This is a genomic window from Actinomadura coerulea (assembly GCF_014208105.1).
Lineage (GTDB): Bacteria > Actinomycetota > Actinomycetes > Streptosporangiales > Streptosporangiaceae > Spirillospora > Spirillospora coerulea.
Genome location: NZ_JACHMQ010000001.1, coordinates 3,728,094 through 3,740,394, shown reverse-complemented (window position 1 = coordinate 3,740,394; position 12,301 = coordinate 3,728,094). Strand labels below are relative to the sequence as shown.

The following is a 12,301-nucleotide window of genomic DNA, read 5'->3' as shown; positions in this document are numbered from 1 at the left end:
CGTCGCGCGTTAGGGCCTGGTAGAGATCAGGTGTCCTCGCTGATCCCGCCGAGTCGTTCGATGTCCTCGGCTGGGAGGTCGGTCAGGAGGGAGACGCTGGAGGCGGCCGACCCGTCAAGCTTGCGGAGCTTGTCGAGCCTGGCCTGACGCATCTCCTCGCGGCGGGCCGCCGGGGAGGCCCGGACAGCCTCATTCCCCAGACGACTGTGATGCCAGGTGGGCCAGGAGGCTGGTGAAGTGTTGGCGGGTGAGGGTGAGGTGTCCGGCGGCCGGGTTCTTGCTGTCGCGGATGCCGATGTGGCTCGACAGTTCGGCGACCTCGACGCATTCATTCTCGTGGGCGCCGCTATGGGTGCTCTTGCGCCAGTGGGCCCGGGTCGATTCGGGGGTGTTCATGGTCGTGACGCTATCTCGTGGATAAGCCTTAGCGAAGCGGTCCGACTCAGGGCCACTGAGAGCAGCCGTTCGAAGATCTCCTCATGGGCTGCGACCTCGTTCTCGTCCTCTACGAAGACGCTTTTGGTGAGTTGATCGCCTACGCACACGGTGAGCCGTCCAGGTGGTCGCAGCGAGAGGAGATGGAACGGCGTGCTGAGGCCGAGGTACTCGCTCGCTCTGCTGGGCAGTACGCGGAGTTCGACGTGATCAAGCCGAGCGGCTCCAGCCAGGCTCTGAACCTGCGCATGCATGATGGCGGCATCGCCACCGACCTGATTGTGAAGTACGGCCTCCGCGATGATCGGCACGTAACGGGGCGGGTCAGGACGGCTCAGCACTCGCTGGCGAGATATTCGAAAGTCGACCAGCGTCTTGATCCTGTGTGGGTGTTTGGCGTTTCCGAGCGCGATGATCTTTCGGGCGTAGTCGGGAATCTGGAGGAGCCCTGGGACGATATTGGACTGGAAAGTCCGAATCTCGGCGGAGTCCTCCTCCAGGCTGGCCAGATCGAGAGCAGCGGCCGAGATCCTGTCCTCGTACGTCCGTTCCCACGAGCCGGGTTTGTGGGTTGCCAGGTGGAGGAGGGATTCGCGGAGGGGGCCGTCCTCGATCTCGTAGAGGTCGAGTAAGTCGCTGAGTTCTTCGGGGGCGATGGCCTGGAGGCCGTTCTCGACCATGCTCATCCAGCCCTGGGAGCGGCCGAAGCGGCGGGCCACGGTGGCGACGGTCAGGTTGTGGTGGTCGCGGGCTTTGCGGAGCGCCGAGCCGATCCGGCGCTGGCGAACGGTGGGGGCGTTCCCGGAAGGCATCTTCCAAGCGTGTCACTGAGTGTGGCGATCCGTACACGGAATGGCGGGCGATTGAACGTTCAGTCGGAGAACGTTCAGGCCGCAGGACGCAAGGGCTTCGGGCGGTGAGTGTGGCGTGCGACTCCGAAACGAAGGGAGGCGCACGATGGGAGCGCCCGAGACGAGAAGGACCCCGCCGAGACGGGAGGCGCCACCCGCTGCGGCCCGGCGCGGAGTGTCGTGGGTGGCGGGGTGATGAGCGGCGAACTGGTCGTGCTCGGCGCGGTGACGCTGCCGGGCGTCCACCGATCGGTGCGGAACGCGCGGCGGTTCCTGCGGGACATGCTGCCCCCTGGCCATCCTGGGCTGGACGACCTGACGACGGTCGGGAGCGAGACCGTCTGCAACGCCATCACCCACACGGCCTCGGGCGACGGCGGCTGGGTGACGGTCAGCCTGCTGGCGGGGGAGGGCGTCCACCGCCTGGAGGTCGCCGACGACGGGGCGGACGGCAGGCGTCCCCGGGTCAAGGCGGAGGACGGGTCCGAGAGCGGGCGCGGGATGCGGGTCGTCGAAGCCCTCTCCGACCGCTGGGGATACCGGACGGACGGCGACCGCACGGTGGTGTGGGCGGAGTTCCTGTTCGCAAAATCTTCTGGAAACTCCGACATGGGGCTGTCGCGGGGCTCTTCCACGCTGTTGGCAGCAGCGTTTCAAGGAGGAGAACAATGACCGTTCCCGCGTTCAACACCGTCACGTGGTTCCAGGTGGGCACCGACGCGCCGGAGGAGACCCGCCGCTTCTACGGCGACATGTTCGGCTGGCGGTTCGCGAGCGACCCGAACAGCGAAGGGTACGACCTGGTCAGCTACGCGGTCGCCGCCGCGCCGTCCGGCGGCATCTCCCACGAGCCGGACGCGTCCCGGAACCACGCGATGTTCCTGGTCCTCGTGGAGGACGTCGAGGCCGTCTGCGACCAGACCGTGAAGGCCGGCGGCAAGGTCGCCATGCCGCCGCTGAGCACGGGCAACGGCCTCAAGTTCGCGTACTTGCAGGACCCGTCCGGCAACACCTTCGGCGTGTTCACCCCGGCCGCGCCCTAGACGCGGACATGGCAAGGGCCCCGAGGCCAACCTCGGGGCCCTCACAACACGGTCCCGCTGGTGATTGCGGCCTACACCTCCGCAATCACCGCCACGGCCACCGTCACTGCCCTGACCTCAGCCAACGCCGCGGGTCGGGCGGCCGGAAGGCGCTCTGAGCGCCTGGAGGTCGCACGACCCGCCGAGCCGGGCGACCGCAGCGCCACGACACGAACCCGCACGGGCACGGAAACCCGCACTGTGGCGTGAGGATCGCCCGGCTCGTGACGGGGGTTCCAGGGGGTCGCCCCCCTGGGCCAACACAGCTCAGGCGTCGCCGCCGGTGTTGCTCTCGGCGCTGCCGACGCCGCCCGCGAAGACGTCGCTGACGTCGGAGTCCAGCTGGTAGCGCCGGATCGCCTCCGTCAGGGTCTCCGGCTTGGTCTCGCCGTGGCGGGCGAGGCGGGTGAGCACGGCGAGGACGATCGACGCGGCGTCCACGTTGAAGAACCGGCGGGCGGCGGCGCGGGTGTCGGAGAACCCGAACCCGTCCGTGCCGAGCGAGGTGTAGTCGCCGTGCACCCACGGCGCGATCTGGTCGGGCACGGCGCGCATGTAGTCCGACACCGCCACGATCGGCCCCGCGACGTTGTCGAGGACCCGGCTGACGTACGGGACGCGCTGGTCGGCGTCGGGGTTCAGCAGGTTCCAGTCGTCGCACTCGCGGGCCTCGCGGGCCAGCTCGTTCCACGACGTGGCCGACCACACGTCGGCGGCGACGCCCCAGTCCTCGGCGAGCAGGCGCTGCGCTTCGAGGGCCCACCGGCCGCCGACGCCGGAGGCGAGGATCTGCGCCCGCGGCGCCTCGCCGTTCCCGGAGGCGACCCCCGGGGCGGCCTTGTGCCGGTACAGGCCCTTGAGGAGCCCGTCGACGTCGAGGCCCTCGGGCTCGGCGGGCTGCTGGTAGGGCTCGTTGTAGACGGTGAGGTAGTAGAAGATGTCCTCGCCGTTGGGGTGCTCCTCGGACGACCCGTACATGCGGCGCAGCGCGTCCCGCACGATGTGGGCCAGCTCGAACGCCCACGTCGGGTCGTAGTGGACGCACGCGGGGTTGGACGCCGCGAGCAGCGGGGAGTGGCCGTCGGCGTGCTGGAGGCCCTCACCGGTCAGCGTGGTGCGGCCGGCGGTGGCGCCGAGCAGGAACCCCCGGCCCATCTGGTCGCCGAGCGCCCACATCTGGTCGCCGGTCCGCTGGAACCCGAACATCGAGTAGAAGATGTAGACCGGGATCATGTGCTCGCCGTGCGTGGCGTAGGCGGTGGCCGCCGCGATGGTGGAGGCCATCGAGCCCGCCTCGCTGATGCCCTCGTGGAGCATCTGGCCGCTTTCGGCCTCCTTGTACGACAGCAGCAGCTTGCGGTCCACCGCGTCGTAGGTCTGCCCGTGCGGCGAGTAGATCTTGGACGTGGGGAACAGCGAGTCCATGCCGAACGTGCGGTACTCGTCCGGGGCGATCGGGACGAACCGGGCGCCGATGTTCTCGTCCTTGATCAGGTCCTTGAGCAGCCGGACGAACGCCATGGTCGTCGCGATGTTCTGCTTGCCGGACCCCTTCTTCAGCTCGCTGTAGACGGGGTCGCCGGGCAGCTTGAGCGTCTTGGCCCGCACGACCCGCTTCGGCAGGAACCCGCCGAGGGCGGCGCGGCGCTCGCGCATGTACTGGATCTCTTCGGAGTCCTCGCCCGGGTGGTAGTAGGGCGGCAGCGGCGCCTCCAGCGCCGAGTCGGGGATGTCCAGGTACAGGCGGTCCCGGAACTCCTTCAGCTCGGCCTTGGTGAGCTTCTTCATCTGGTGGGTGGCGTTGCGGGCCTCGAAGTCCGAGCCGAGCGTCCAGCCCTTGATGGTGTGCGCGAGGATCACGGTCGGCTGCCCGACGTGCTCGCGGGCCGACTTGAACGCCGCGTACACCTTGCGGTAGTCATGCCCGCCGCGCGACAGCTTGCGCAGGTCGTCGTCCGACAGATGCTGGACGATCTTGCGCAGCCGCGGGTCGTCGCCGAAGAACTTCTCCCGGATGTACTCGCCGGACTCGACGGAGAACGTCTGGAACTGGCCGTCGGGCGTCGTGTTCATCTGGTTGACCAGCACGCCGTCGACGTCCTGCGCGAGGAGCGGGTCCCAGTCGCGGCCCCAGATGACCTTGATGACGTTCCAGCCCGCGCCGCGGAAGAACGACTCCAGCTCCTGGATGATCTTGCCGTTGCCGCGCACCGGGCCGTCGAGCTGCTGGAGGTTGCAGTTGACGACGAAGGTGAGGTTGTCGAGCTCCTCGCGGGCGGCCAGGCCGATCGCGCCGAGCGACTCCGGCTCGCCCATCTCGCCGTCGCCGAGGAACGCCCACACGTGCGAGCGGGACGTGTCCTTGATCTTGCGGTTGTACAGGTACCGGTTGAACCGGGCCTGGTACACCGAGTCGATCGCGGTCAGGCCCATGGACACCGTGGGGAACTCCCAGAAGTCCGGCATGAGCCGCGGGTGCGGGTAGGACGACAGGCCGCCGCCGGGGTGCGAGTGCTCCTGCCGGAACCCGTCGAGCTTCTCCTCGGGCAGCCGTCCTTCGAGGAACGCGCGCGCGTAGATGCCGGGCGCCGCGTGGCCCTGGATGAACACCTGGTCGCCGGACTCGCCGTGGTCCTTGCCGCGGAAGAAGTGGTTGAACCCGACCTCGTAGAGGGAGGCGGCGGAGGCGTAGGTGGCGATGTGGCCGCCGACGCCGAGCTCGGGGCGGTTCGCCCGCGACACCATGATCGCGGCGTTCCAGCGGATGTAGGCGCGGATGCGCCGCTCCACGTGCTCGTCGCCGGGGAACCAGGGCTCGGACTCCGGCGGGATCGTGTTGATGAAGTCGGTGCTGCGCAGGCCGGGCACCCCGACCTGGAGTTCGCGCGCCCTCTCCAGGAGCCGCAGCATCACGTAGCGCGCCCTGCCGCGTCCCTCGGTCTTGATGACCGTGTCCAGCGACTCCAGCCACTCCCGGGTCTCGTCCGGGTTGATGTCGGGCAGCTGGCTCGGCAGCCCGTCGCTGATGATCGAAAAGCGTTGACGTCCGGAAGCCACGGGGTCCCCTCTGTCCTTACCGTCTGTGCAGGTCAGACCTGGGCCGCCGCGCGGGAGGCCACCGGTCCCGGCAGACTGTTCGTCGCCATGGTTCGTGATCCATCGTCGCCGGTTATCACGGCTAACGCATCTCTACCAACCAGTAACCATCCTCCCCGGTCAGGGCGTGGACCGACCCGGCCCGAACCGCCTTTTTCACTCGGTCGGGAGATTCCCTCCGGCGAAGTGCGGGGAACGTATCAGGCGGGGGAGCGAACGAGCGCTCACATGCCGGCGCGGCCCGTCCCGGGGGCGCGCGAGCGATCCTGGGGGTGGAGGATGAACGGAAAGACCGGAGACCGGCTGCACGTGCACGGCAACGTGGTGGGGCAGCCCGACCGGACCGGCGAGATCATCGAGGTGCGGGGCCCGGACGGCGGCCCGCCCTTCCTGGTCCGCTTCGACGACGGCCACGAGGGGCTCGTGTACCCGGGGCCGGACGCGGTCATCGAGCCGCGCGCGAAGGCGTCCCGCTAGCCGCGCGGAGCCGGCCGGGGATCCGTCCGGGCGCGGATGCGTCCGGGGCCGCGGATGGGGTAGACACGGGATCATGGAGAGCACCGTGGTCCGGGTGGCCACCGGTACCGGCGAGGCCGTGCACGACATCACGGCCGAATGCGAGCGTTTCGCCGCCTCGGCGGGCGGGGACGGGCTGCTGCACGTCTTCGTCCCGCACGCCACCGCCGGCGTGGCGATCATCGAGTTGGGCTCCGGCAGCGACGACGACCTCCTCGCGGCCCTCGGCGACCTGCTGCCGGCGGACGACCGCTGGCGGCACGCGCACGGATCGCGGGGGCACGGGCGCTCGCACGTGATGCCCGCGCTCGTGCCGCCGTTCGCGACCCTGCCGGTCGTGGGCGGGCGGCTGGCCCTGGGGACGTGGCAGTCGGTGGCCGTCGTCGACCTCAATGTCGACAACCCGGACAGGCAGGTCAGGTTGTCCTTTCTCAAAGGATGAGTAGCGTGGGGCCTGTCGAGGGTCGTCTTCCGTCACAGTGCGGGAATGAGCAGCGCGAACCCTCCGGGGGTCACCGTGGGTGGGCGTCCGGTGACGGGGATCTTCGTAATCGGGCCAATGGGGCCACCAAAAGCCGGGAAGACACTTGCGCAAGGGGCCCACACTTGTGTGGACTGTCCGGCAAACACCGCACAGGTGCGGACGGGCCGCCCGTCACGGGGGGCCGAGAGCCAAACGGGCACGGACCGTGCGGACTGACGACAATGGGAGGACTTTCGTGAGCGCGACCGCGGGTCAGGCGCAGTCTGAGCGCAGCCTGGCCGAACGGCTCGGCCTGAAGGCGGGCCAGGTGGTGCAGGAGATCGGCTACGACGAGGACGTCGACGAGGAGCTCCGCCGCTCCGTCGAGGAGCTCACGGGGAACGAGCTGGTCGACGAGGACTACGAAGACGTGGTCGACATCGTGCTGCTGTGGTGGCGCGAGGAGGACGGTGACCTGTTCGAGGGCCTGACCGATGCCATGATCCCGCTGACCGGGGGCGGCAACATCTGGCTGCTGACGCCGAAGGCGGGCCGTGACGGGCACGTCGAGCCGAGCGACATCGGCGAGGCCGCGCAGACCGCCGGCCTGTCGCAGACCAGCAGCGTCAGCGCCGCCCGGGAGTGGTCCGGCACGCGGCTCGTCGCGCCCAAGGGACACAAGTAGAGCCGGGCTGGAGACGATTTGTCGGTCAACGTAGGCGACGCCGCGCCGGACTTCGAACTGAAGGACCAGCACGGCGCCCCGGTGAAGCTGTCGGACTTCCGCGGCAGCAGGAACGTCATGCTCGTGTTCTATCCGCTGGCGTTCAGCGGCGTCTGCACGGGTGAGCTGTGCGCGCTGCGCGACGAGCTGTCCGGCCTCGTGGCGGGGGCGGGCGCCGACGTGCAGGTGCTCGCGGTCTCGGTCGACTCGATGTTCGCGCTGCGGGCCTGGTCGGACCAGGAGGGCTTCAGCTTCCCGCTGCTGGCCGACTTCTGGCCGCACGGCGGGACGGCGCAGCGCTACGGCGTGTTCGACGAGGCCAAGGGCGTGGCGCTGCGCGGCACCTTCATCATCGACACCGAGGGCGTGGTCCGCTGGAAGGTCGTCAACGCGATCCCGGACGCACGCGACATCGACGAGTACCGCAAGGCGCTCGCCGGGCTCTGAGCGAAACGGACCGGTTCCGGCACACCCCACGGCCATCCGGACCGGGTGGCCGGAACCGGCCCCCGCACCCCTGGAGGTGTGATGCCCTGCTTCCGCTGCGGGGCGCGGCAGACCGACCCCGTGCGCGGCGCGAGCCCGTGGAAGCGCGGGGTCCGGGCGGACCACCAGGTCCTGATCTGCCCCCGGTGCCAGGCCGTCCACGACTGGGCGGACGCCCTGGACCGCTGCTCGGAGTGCGGCTCGGCCGCGCTGGTGTGCCGGCTCGGCGAGGTGGAGTGCCGCGACTGCGGCCACACCCGCGACGCCGTCCGGGACGAGCCGGGCACGGCCGATCTCGTGCACTCGGGCGCCCAGCCTCCCGCCGACGGCGGCCTCTCCGAGGAGGTCGCCGCGGCGCTGTCGCGCGTCCTGAAACGGGGCCCGGCCGCCTGAGGGCCTCCCTCCCCGTAGGCCTCGCCGTTCCGGACGGAGACCCTGACCTGGCCCATCACCGGGCATTTCGGGCTTGACGCGGCATTTTGCCCGGTGCCACGCTTCGCGGATGCCGATCGTGCTGATGCGCCTGGTGCACCGGATCACCGGGCGGACGTGGCGCGCGCCCGCGCTCGTCCTCCTCACGGCCTTCGTGGTGGGCTGGCTGCTCATCGCGGTGTTCGAGGAGCCGGGCGCCGACATCAAGAAGCCCCACGAGTACGTCTGGTACTTCCTGGTCAGCGGCACGACCACCGGCTACGGCGATCTGGCCCCGGCCACGGTCGGCGGCCGGATCGGCGGCGTGCTCATCATGATCGCCGGGCTCACCGCCGGGCTGGTGATGTTCGCCGAGCTGACGCTCTGGATGGGGAAAGGACGCATGATGAGGGCCAACGGCCAGGCGCGGCTGCACCGGCGGCGGCACATCGTGATCGTCGGTTACGAGCGGGACGGGCTGGTCGCCATCATCCGGCAGCTGCGCGCCGACCCGCAGTTCGCGAGGACGCCGGTCGTGACCGTCTTCTGGCCGGGTGAGCTGGCGGGGGAGAACCCCGACCCTGAGCTGTACGACGTCGTCGTGTTCGACGACACCGCCTTCGAGCGGGCGTGCCTGGAGGAGGCGCGGACGGTCCTGGTGGTCGGCCGCAGCGACGACGAGACGGTGCGGGTGATGCTGACCGTCGAGGCCTACCTGCGGCGCAACGGCGACCCGGCCGTCCACCTGCTGGCCGGGGTGCGCGACGGCGGCCGCCGGGCCGAGATCACCGAGGCGCTCCGGCTGGTCGGCGAGAACATCGAGCCGGTGGACATCGACGATCCCGCGGTGACCGCGGTCGCGATCCGCAACCCGGGCATCGCCGCGATCTACCACAACCTGGCCAGCACGCTCGACAGCGACGGCACCCTGTACCGCGTGGACATCCCCGAGGACGCCGGCGAGTGGGCCCGCCTCGACGTGGCGATCTCCCTGCTGCACCGGGGGAGCACGCTCCTCGCGGTGGGCGACTCGCACCGCCCGGACGCCCGCTTCCGCCTGGCGCCCGAACCCGGCGAGAAGGTCCGCGGCGGCCAGTCGCTGGCGGTCGTCGCCACCCACCGCCCCGAGATCCCCTGGCACGAGCTGTAGGAGCCGGGAGGACGCCCCTCGCGCCCGCTGAGGGCGCCCTCCCGGCGGCCGCGGGCGCGCGGCCCGGGGCACAGGTCCAGGCCCCGGGGCCTCCCCGCGCGCACGCGGAGCCATCATCGTGACCCGTATGGGGGGCGCCCCGCACCCCCGGTTCGGTCAGGCGGCTTGACGCTGGTCGGCGTCCAGCAGGTGGTACAGCAGCAGCAGCTGGGTGATGGCGAGCGGATCGCTGGTGCCGGTGTCGCCGATGCGGCCGAGGGCGTCAGGGGCGGGCAGGGCGGTCCCGGCCCGGGGGCCGAGACGCTCCCAGATGGCCTTCTTGACCACCCGCGACTCCTCCGGCGACACGTACCCGTGGACGTGCAACGCGTCCACGGGGCGGCCGTCGGTGTCGCGGTGCAGGCGCAGGTGCATGGCGGTCCCGGTGTCGCCGGGCCCGCTCTCCAGGACGTCGGCGAGCTCCGGGTGGTCGATGGTGGGGCGCAGCAGCAGCTCGGCCGACAGCGGCGTGCCGGGCGGGTCGAGGCGGCCGGCGACGGGCGCGAACCGGACGACGATGTCGGCGTGCTTGCGCTGCGGGCGGATGTAGGCGGCGCTCTCGGGCTCGCGGCGCGCCAGCTCCGCCCTCACCTGCTCGGGGCTGTAGCCGCGCTTGTCGCAGTCGCGCCGGACCTTCCAGGAGTGGCGCAGCGGCTCGGGCGGGTCGAGGTAGACGGTGATGTCGAAGCAGGCCCGCGCGAGCCGGGTGTGCAGCGGGAGCAGCCCCTCGACGATCACGAAGTCGCGGGGCTCGACCAGTTCCGGCCGCACGAGCTCGCCGGTCGCGTGGTCGTAGACCGGTTTCAGGATCGGCTCGCCCATCGACAGCAGCTGGAGGTGCTGCTCCATGACGTCGATGTGGTTGCAGTCGGGGTGCAGCGCCGTGAACGGCTTCCCGGCCCGCTCCGCGCGGTCGTAGCGGTGGTAGTCGTCCACGCAGACCGCCGTCATCCTGTCCGCCCCCAGGCACCGCACAAGCCCCCTGGTCAGGGTGGTCTTGCCCGCCGCGCTGTCCCCCGCGATGGCGAGCATGACGGGGCGGCGGCCCGACCCGCGCGCCCGGAGCATATGCACGATCCGATGGGGCACTGACTCCTCCGTCCTGCGGAATCCGGTTTTCGCTGTGCAGCGTAGGCCGGTCCGCGCGGCGGCTCGTCCCCCATTCAGGGGAGAGCGGGGGTGAAACGGCGGGAGCCCCGTCCCGAAGGGGGCTACTGGCGAGTAGCTTTGGTTGTTATCGTGCCGGGATGGGTGTCCCCGTACGCGTCGTCCTGGTCGACGACCACGAGATGATCCTCGCCGGACTGACCGCGATGCTGGCCGGGTTCTCCGGCCGGGTGCGCGTCGTCGGGCAGGCGGGGACGGGGGACGAGGCGGCCCGGCTGGTCACCGCGCTGCGCCCCGACGTCGTCCTGCTCGACGTGCGGCTCGGCCCCGAGAGCGGCCTCGACCTGTGCCGCCTCATCACCGGGCGCGTCCCGGAGGCCCGGGTGGTGTTCCTGTCGGTGTACGACGACGAGCAGTACGTCTTCGAGGCGCTGCGCGCGGGGGCGGGCGGCTACCTGCTCAAGCGGGTCGACGGCCCGGAGCTGGTCCGGCGGCTGGAGGAGGTGGCGCAGGGCGAGACGGTCATCGACCCGACGCTCGCCGGGCGGATGGCGGTGACCGCGGCGCGGCTCACCCGCGGCGAGTTCTGGCCGGGCGCCAACCGCGGCCTCACCCAGCGCGAGAGCGAGGTGCTGTCGCTGCTGGTGGGCGGCCTGTCGAACAAGGCGATCGCCGCCCGGCTCGTGCTCAGCGAGGAGACGGTCAAGAGCCACCTGCGCGCCCTCTACCGCAAGCTGGAGGTGGCCGACCGGTCGGCGGCGATCGCCGTCGCGCTGCGCGAGGGGCTGTTCCGGTGACCGGCGAGCGGCCGCTCGAACTGCTCGCCTCGCGCGGGAGCGACCTGCTCGTCCGCGTCGCGGGCGTGGCCTGCTCCGACCGCGAGCTGCCGCGGATGGCCGAGAAGCTGGCCGAGCTGGTCGTGCGGTCCGCGCGGGCCCTGACGTTCTGCGACGTGTACGTCCTGGACGACGAGGAGCGCGTCCTGGAATGGCGGGGCGCGCCCGTCCCGCTGGGGGAGGGCGAGGTCGGCCGGGTCGCCGCCCACGGCCGCGCCCGCACCCATCCCGACGGGCGGGGCGCCGCGATCCCCGTGCACGGCGACGGCATCGTGATCGCCGTCGTGGACGTCCGGTCGGCCGGGCCGTGCCCGCCCGACGACCTCGCGCTCGCCACCGCGCTCGCCGGGCTGTTCGCGCCGGTCCTGTCGTCGTGCCGGCGGCTGCGGACGGCGCGCGAGCGCGAGCACGCGGCCGAGCGGTTCGCCGAGCGGGCCGTGGAGGCCCAGGAGGCGGAGCGGTCGCGGCTGAGCCGGGAGATCCACGACGGCATCGCCCAGCGGCTCGCCAGCCTCGGCTTCCACCTGTCGGCCGCGGAGCGGGCGCTGCCCGAGCACCATCCCGAGGGGCTGGCGCAGATCATGATGGCGCGGCGGCTGTGCGAGCTGGCCGCCGCCGAGACCCGCGCGGCCATCGGCGGACTGCGCCCGCCCGTCCTGGACGACCTCGGCCTGTCGGCGGCGCTCGCCACCCTCGCCCGGGAGGCCGGGAACGGATCCGGCGCGCCCGGCGCCCTCGACGTGACCGTGACCGTCGAGGGCGAACTGGAGGACGAGCTGCCCGACCACGTGCAGACCGCGCTGTACCGGATCGCGCAGGAGGCGGTCGGCAACAGCCTGCGGCACGCGTCGGCGACCCGTGTCGACCTGCTGCTGGAGCACGCCAGCGACCGCGTCCGGCTGGAGGTGGCCGACGACGGGGCCGGCTTCTCGATGCGGGACGTCCTCGCGCGGGGCGGCCGGGGCCGCAGGCCCGACTCCTACGGCTTGCGCGGCATGCGCGAGCGCGCCGAGCTGCTCGGCGGCCGGGTCGCGGTGACGAGCCGCCCCGGCGTCGGCACGACCGTCGAGGCCGTCATCCCCGTCCCCGGCCGCCGCCCCTGAAC

General features: G+C 71.4%; 15 protein-coding genes. 10 read left to right on the top strand and 5 right to left on the bottom strand.

What is annotated here, in order from left to right; all coding sequences use genetic code 11:
• Window positions 1-26: 26 nt before the first annotated feature.
• Genes BKA00_RS39895 through BKA00_RS17170 form a run of 3 tightly spaced genes read right to left on the bottom strand, consistent with a single transcriptional unit; the run spans window position 27 to window position 1,247 of the window.
• The gene (locus BKA00_RS39895) at window positions 27-152 is read right to left on the bottom strand and encodes a hypothetical protein (protein ID WP_268248208.1); all 126 of its coding nucleotides are present in this window, start codon (window positions 150-152) and stop codon (window positions 27-29) included.
• Window positions 153-189: 37 nt separating this feature from the next.
• Complete coding sequence (locus BKA00_RS17175) at window positions 190-396, bottom strand: DUF397 domain-containing protein (RefSeq protein WP_185026230.1); 207 nt, start codon at window positions 394-396, stop codon at window positions 190-192.
• Window positions 393-1,247, bottom strand: coding sequence for a helix-turn-helix domain-containing protein (locus BKA00_RS17170; RefSeq protein ID WP_185026228.1), 855 nt, complete (start codon window positions 1,245-1,247; stop codon window positions 393-395). The genes BKA00_RS17175 and BKA00_RS17170 overlap by 4 nt, the downstream gene beginning before the upstream one ends.
• Window positions 1,248-1,481: 234 nt before the next feature.
• On the opposite strand from BKA00_RS17170, the gene BKA00_RS17165 reads away from it, so the two are divergent.
• Window positions 1,482-1,958: an ATP-binding protein gene (locus tag BKA00_RS17165; RefSeq protein WP_185026226.1), complete on the top strand. Its 477-nt coding sequence runs from the start codon at window positions 1,482-1,484 to the stop codon at window positions 1,956-1,958.
• Entirely contained in the window at window positions 1,955-2,329 is a 375-nt protein-coding gene (locus BKA00_RS17160) for a VOC family protein (RefSeq protein ID WP_185026224.1), read from the top strand. The genes BKA00_RS17165 and BKA00_RS17160 overlap by 4 nt, the downstream gene beginning before the upstream one ends.
• A 306-nt stretch (window positions 2,330-2,635) precedes the next feature.
• Here the strand turns inward: BKA00_RS17160 and aceE are convergent, their stop codons facing one another.
• Window positions 2,636-5,425, bottom strand: a complete 2,790-nt coding sequence (aceE, locus tag BKA00_RS17155) for a pyruvate dehydrogenase (acetyl-transferring), homodimeric type (RefSeq protein ID WP_185026222.1) — start codon at window positions 5,423-5,425, stop codon at window positions 2,636-2,638.
• A gap of 318 nt (window positions 5,426-5,743) precedes the next feature.
• Here aceE and BKA00_RS17150 point away from each other — a divergent pair, with 318 nt between their 5' ends.
• The 6 genes from BKA00_RS17150 (at window position 5,744) to BKA00_RS17125 (ending at window position 9,214) form a co-directional block, all read left to right on the top strand.
• On the top strand, window positions 5,744-5,941 hold the full coding sequence (locus tag BKA00_RS17150; RefSeq protein ID WP_185026219.1) for a DUF1918 domain-containing protein: 198 nt from the start codon (window positions 5,744-5,746) through the stop codon (window positions 5,939-5,941).
• Between the two features lie 73 nt (window positions 5,942-6,014).
• Window positions 6,015-6,422, top strand: coding sequence for a YjbQ family protein (locus BKA00_RS17145; protein WP_185026218.1), 408 nt, complete (start codon window positions 6,015-6,017; stop codon window positions 6,420-6,422).
• 277 nt (window positions 6,423-6,699) lie between these two features.
• Window positions 6,700-7,128: a DUF3052 domain-containing protein gene (locus BKA00_RS17140; RefSeq protein ID WP_185026216.1), complete on the top strand. Its 429-nt coding sequence runs from the start codon at window positions 6,700-6,702 to the stop codon at window positions 7,126-7,128.
• Window positions 7,129-7,146: 18 nt separating this feature from the next.
• On the top strand, window positions 7,147-7,614 hold the full coding sequence (locus BKA00_RS17135; RefSeq protein ID WP_185026214.1) for a peroxiredoxin: 468 nt from the start codon (window positions 7,147-7,149) through the stop codon (window positions 7,612-7,614).
• An 81-nt stretch (window positions 7,615-7,695) separates the two neighbouring features.
• Window positions 7,696-8,046, top strand: coding sequence for a hypothetical protein (locus tag BKA00_RS17130; RefSeq protein ID WP_185026212.1), 351 nt, complete (start codon window positions 7,696-7,698; stop codon window positions 8,044-8,046).
• A gap of 109 nt (window positions 8,047-8,155) precedes the next feature.
• Window positions 8,156-9,214, top strand: coding sequence for a potassium channel family protein (locus BKA00_RS17125; protein WP_185026210.1), 1,059 nt, complete (start codon window positions 8,156-8,158; stop codon window positions 9,212-9,214).
• A gap of 156 nt (window positions 9,215-9,370) precedes the next feature.
• Here BKA00_RS17125 and BKA00_RS17120 read toward each other — a convergent pair whose 3' ends face one another.
• Entirely contained in the window at window positions 9,371-10,321 is a 951-nt protein-coding gene (locus BKA00_RS17120) for a phosphoribulokinase (RefSeq protein ID WP_185034367.1), read from the bottom strand.
• 179 nt (window positions 10,322-10,500) lie between these two features.
• Here BKA00_RS17120 and BKA00_RS17115 point away from each other — a divergent pair, with 179 nt between their 5' ends.
• Both BKA00_RS17115 and BKA00_RS17110 read left to right on the top strand, forming a co-directional pair.
• Complete coding sequence (locus BKA00_RS17115; RefSeq protein WP_185026208.1) at window positions 10,501-11,157, top strand: response regulator; 657 nt, start codon at window positions 10,501-10,503, stop codon at window positions 11,155-11,157.
• A complete protein-coding gene (locus tag BKA00_RS17110) occupies window positions 11,154-12,299 on the top strand; it encodes a GAF domain-containing sensor histidine kinase (protein WP_230298712.1) in 1,146 nt (381 codons plus the stop codon). Before BKA00_RS17115 ends, BKA00_RS17110 begins: the two co-directional genes overlap by 4 nt.
• Window positions 12,300-12,301 lie beyond the last annotated feature (2 nt).

Bases quoted from the DNA above. Each gene is read 5' to 3' on its own strand.
- BKA00_RS17115 (WP_185026208.1), top strand. From the start codon at position 10,501: ATGGGTGTCCCCGTACGCGTCGTCCTGGTCGACGACCACGAGATGATC.
- BKA00_RS39895 (WP_268248208.1), bottom strand. From the start codon at position 152: ATGCGTCAGGCCAGGCTCGACAAGCTCCGCAAGCTTGACGGGTCGGCC.
- BKA00_RS17165 (WP_185026226.1), top strand. From the start codon at position 1,482: ATGAGCGGCGAACTGGTCGTGCTCGGCGCGGTGACGCTGCCGGGCGTC.
- BKA00_RS17150 (WP_185026219.1), top strand. From the start codon at position 5,744: ATGAACGGAAAGACCGGAGACCGGCTGCACGTGCACGGCAACGTGGTG.
- BKA00_RS17145 (WP_185026218.1), top strand. From the start codon at position 6,015: ATGGAGAGCACCGTGGTCCGGGTGGCCACCGGTACCGGCGAGGCCGTG.
- BKA00_RS17160 (WP_185026224.1), top strand. From the start codon at position 1,955: ATGACCGTTCCCGCGTTCAACACCGTCACGTGGTTCCAGGTGGGCACC.
- BKA00_RS17125 (WP_185026210.1), top strand. From the start codon at position 8,156: ATGCCGATCGTGCTGATGCGCCTGGTGCACCGGATCACCGGGCGGACG.
- BKA00_RS17175 (WP_185026230.1), bottom strand. From the start codon at position 396: ATGAACACCCCCGAATCGACCCGGGCCCACTGGCGCAAGAGCACCCAT.
- BKA00_RS17120 (WP_185034367.1), bottom strand. From the start codon at position 10,321: ATGCTCCGGGCGCGCGGGTCGGGCCGCCGCCCCGTCATGCTCGCCATC.
- BKA00_RS17170 (WP_185026228.1), bottom strand. From the start codon at position 1,247: ATGCCTTCCGGGAACGCCCCCACCGTTCGCCAGCGCCGGATCGGCTCG.
- BKA00_RS17130 (WP_185026212.1), top strand. From the start codon at position 7,696: ATGCCCTGCTTCCGCTGCGGGGCGCGGCAGACCGACCCCGTGCGCGGC.